Source organism: Paenibacillus sp. P4_A9 (genome assembly GCF_056402415.1).
The window spans coordinates 1-2742 of the sequence record NZ_JBFUHL010000169.1 but is presented as its reverse complement, the minus strand read 5'-3'; the positions used below and the strand labels follow the sequence as shown (position 1 = coordinate 2742).

4 protein-coding genes are annotated in these 2742 nt (G+C 40.6%); 2 read left to right on the top strand and 2 right to left on the bottom strand.

Translation table 11 applies throughout. The features are described 5' to 3' along the window. Both AC1DVJ_RS30530 and AC1DVJ_RS30525 read left to right on the top strand, forming a co-directional pair. Nucleotides 1-310 (top strand): transposase (locus AC1DVJ_RS30530; RefSeq protein WP_477596615.1); only part of this gene is annotated, 310 nt, incomplete at its 5' end. Between the two features lie 168 nt (nt 311-478). Continuing rightward, complete coding sequence (locus tag AC1DVJ_RS30525; RefSeq protein ID WP_477596613.1) at nt 479-628, top strand: hypothetical protein; 150 nt, start codon at nt 479-481, stop codon at nt 626-628. 140 nt (nt 629-768) lie between these two features. Here the strand turns inward: AC1DVJ_RS30525 and AC1DVJ_RS30520 are convergent, their stop codons facing one another. Both AC1DVJ_RS30520 and AC1DVJ_RS30515 read right to left on the bottom strand, forming a co-directional pair. Further along, on the bottom strand, nt 769-1161 hold the full coding sequence (locus AC1DVJ_RS30520) for a hypothetical protein (RefSeq protein WP_477596611.1): 393 nt from the start codon (nt 1159-1161) through the stop codon (nt 769-771). A 183-nt stretch (nt 1162-1344) separates the two neighbouring features. Then, nucleotides 1345-2586 (bottom strand): sensor histidine kinase, encoded by a 1242-nt coding sequence (locus AC1DVJ_RS30515; protein WP_477596609.1) that lies wholly within the window; start codon nt 2584-2586, stop codon nt 1345-1347. Between the last annotated feature and the right edge of the window lie 156 nt (nt 2587-2742).

Genomic DNA, 2742 nt, shown 5'->3' with positions numbered 1-2742 from the left:
CGGGAACGCCCTACTCCGTCACTCAGGACTTAATATAACCGAAGCAAGCTCTGGGAAATGGAAGGGACAACTGAAGATCAGCAAACGAGGTCGTCCACGTCTACGTCACTTTCTCTATTTAATTACGATGTGCATGGTCATGAGTAACCAAGAATTTAAAGCCTTACACCACTACAATGTTCAGGTAAAAAAGCTTAAAAAGATGAAGTCTATCATGAAGCTATGTGGAAAGCTAGCTCGACTCTTAGTTGGAATGGCTCGTAGTGATGAAGCTTACAACCCCGATAAAATCTTTGTATTAGCAGCTTAACATAAAGCTTATCTCACGCAAGTTGGCGTATTCGCAGGAGACAAAGAAAGCACGGAGTATCGGGATACATTACGCAAAAAGGCTCTGACCTGTTCCGTTAGAAAGACCGACCTCCACCCCTTAGATAGATGTGACGAAGGAATGATAGGGCGCTTGACCCGTTGAGACATGGGAGTGAAAATCGCTAAGGGCATCGTGGAGAATACGTGCAGCATTTGGAATGAATTGGGTGACTCAACTCCACCTCTGTTCCCGCATGCCTTTTTAATGACACATCCTTATATATCTCGCTATCTTTCATTCATCATTGATATCTAAAGGATGAAATCCTGTGAATAGACGAGCTTGCGTGAGGAAATTAAATCATACCGAGGGAGCTTAATCAGAGAGTGTTCAAATATAAAAAACCAGAATGAATCCAATTAAAGATGTAGCACAAATAAATGAAAATCCAATTATCAAAATTTTAATGCTTTTATTCTGTACTTTTTTTCACTATCTGACAAAAAATGGTCATTACTTATTTTTCTGTGCTCTATTAGAGTTTTCCTAAATCTACAAAGTGCAATAACGACTAAAATAAACCCAACAATATTACCAATTATATTCAGATATCTAAAAGTATCTTGCATTATCGTTCTCCCGACCTTATTGATTTCTATTTTAGGGTACCCAAGTATTGGAAGGGAATTCATTAGCAATAAAAGCCCGTTAGCAGAGAAACAAAAACGGCTGCCGAAGCAACCGTCGTGTGGTAAATCTTCCTCAAGCCATTCAATTTCCTCTTCATAGTAAGGCTTTATTTGTGGTACATCAGCTAATAATCGTTTAGTTAAGTTTCCATACTCCAAATTAATTCACCCCCAGAGATCCTTAAAAATGCTATTATTTCCAGTTTAGCTTAAGATGAGTTTCCGTACTATACTGCCATTTAGCTTAATAAGGCTGCCGTTCAATTTCGCGGCAGCCTTAAATTTGTGGTTAATTTAACTATCGTTATCCGTCGTATTAACACGTGGGACAATGGAGTAGCGTTAAACGGAAGGAATGGTGAATGCAAATACGATTCCATTTCTTTCTGTAGTGTGAGCACGAATATTCCCTCCCAAACTTATCACGATCGATTTAGCAATGGGCAAGCCCAATCCATGCCCGTCGGTTTTCTTTGACCGCGATGGGTCCCCTCGATAAAACCTGTCGAAAACCTTTGACAAGTTGGTTTTTGGGATCCCCTGACTGGTATTTTCGAGTGAGAAGACGACAAGCCGTTTCGTCTTTGTTACAACTAGATGAATGCGTCCTTCTTCGTCCGTATATTTAACTGCGTTGTCAAACAAGATGGTCAATACTTGTTTGATCTTGTCCAGATCACTATTTATTCTCATTTGGGGATCTATTTGTAGGTTCAGTTGAATTCGTTTCTTCGAAATAGTATTTTCAAACGGGGATATCGTTTCTTTAACAGAATCACTGATGTAAAATAGAGATTTTTGCAATTCGGAGCTGCCTTCCAGCTTTGCGAGCGACAAAAGATCGTTCGTAAGCTTCGTCATCCGGTCTGTTCCTACTTTAATATAGTCAAACCATTTCAATTGACTTTCGATCGTTTGATCTTTCTTTAACATAAGCGTATCATAGTTCGCGGTAATGATGGTAATCGGTGTCTTCAGCTCATGCGACGCGTCCGCGATAAATTGAGCCTGTTTGTCCCAAGCGATAATAAGCGGCTTTATCGCACGGTTCGCAAAGTAATAGCTGAGTCCAAAAATAATTAGCAGCGCGAAGACGGATATTTTAATCAACGTATTCGAGAGATTGCCCAGCGTTCTATTGGATTCTGTGACGTTTAAGTAAGCAAGAACTAAATTCCCGTCCTTTTGCTTCACTAAATACTGCCATTGTTCATTGCCCAAATGGACCATGGAATTCCCTGTGCCTTCTACAGCCGTTTTGGCCGCCGTCTCATAATCCGATTGGGACAAGTTGCTGCGGGAATTGATTTCTATTATTTTTCCGTTTCGATCGGTAGTTAACGTAAACGAATACGCTGCGTTCGGTTCAACTACTGTGCTAGCGCCACCTAAACCATAATTGGACGRCATCTCATACGACGTTAAGATTACTCCTCGTTCGGCGACATCTTCAAGCTTGCTATGATTGACATAGCGGATGTTCCCATTCGTAATCCAATAAATAGCGACAAACGACCCCAACATAACAGCCATTATCGCCAGCATAATCCATATCAGGAGTTTATTCCGTAGCTTACTGAACATCGATCAAATACCCCCTGGTATATCCAAAACATACCCCGCGCCTCTAATTTTTCGTATCGTTACGAAAGTGCCGATCTGTTCCATCTTTTTGCGTAATAAAAATACTTGATTCACAACATGCTTATCCTCGGTTTCCGATTCAAAGCCCCATAGTTT

Bases quoted from the DNA above. Each gene is read 5' to 3' on its own strand.
- AC1DVJ_RS30525 (WP_477596613.1), top strand. From the start codon at position 479: ATGGGAGTGAAAATCGCTAAGGGCATCGTGGAGAATACGTGCAGCATT.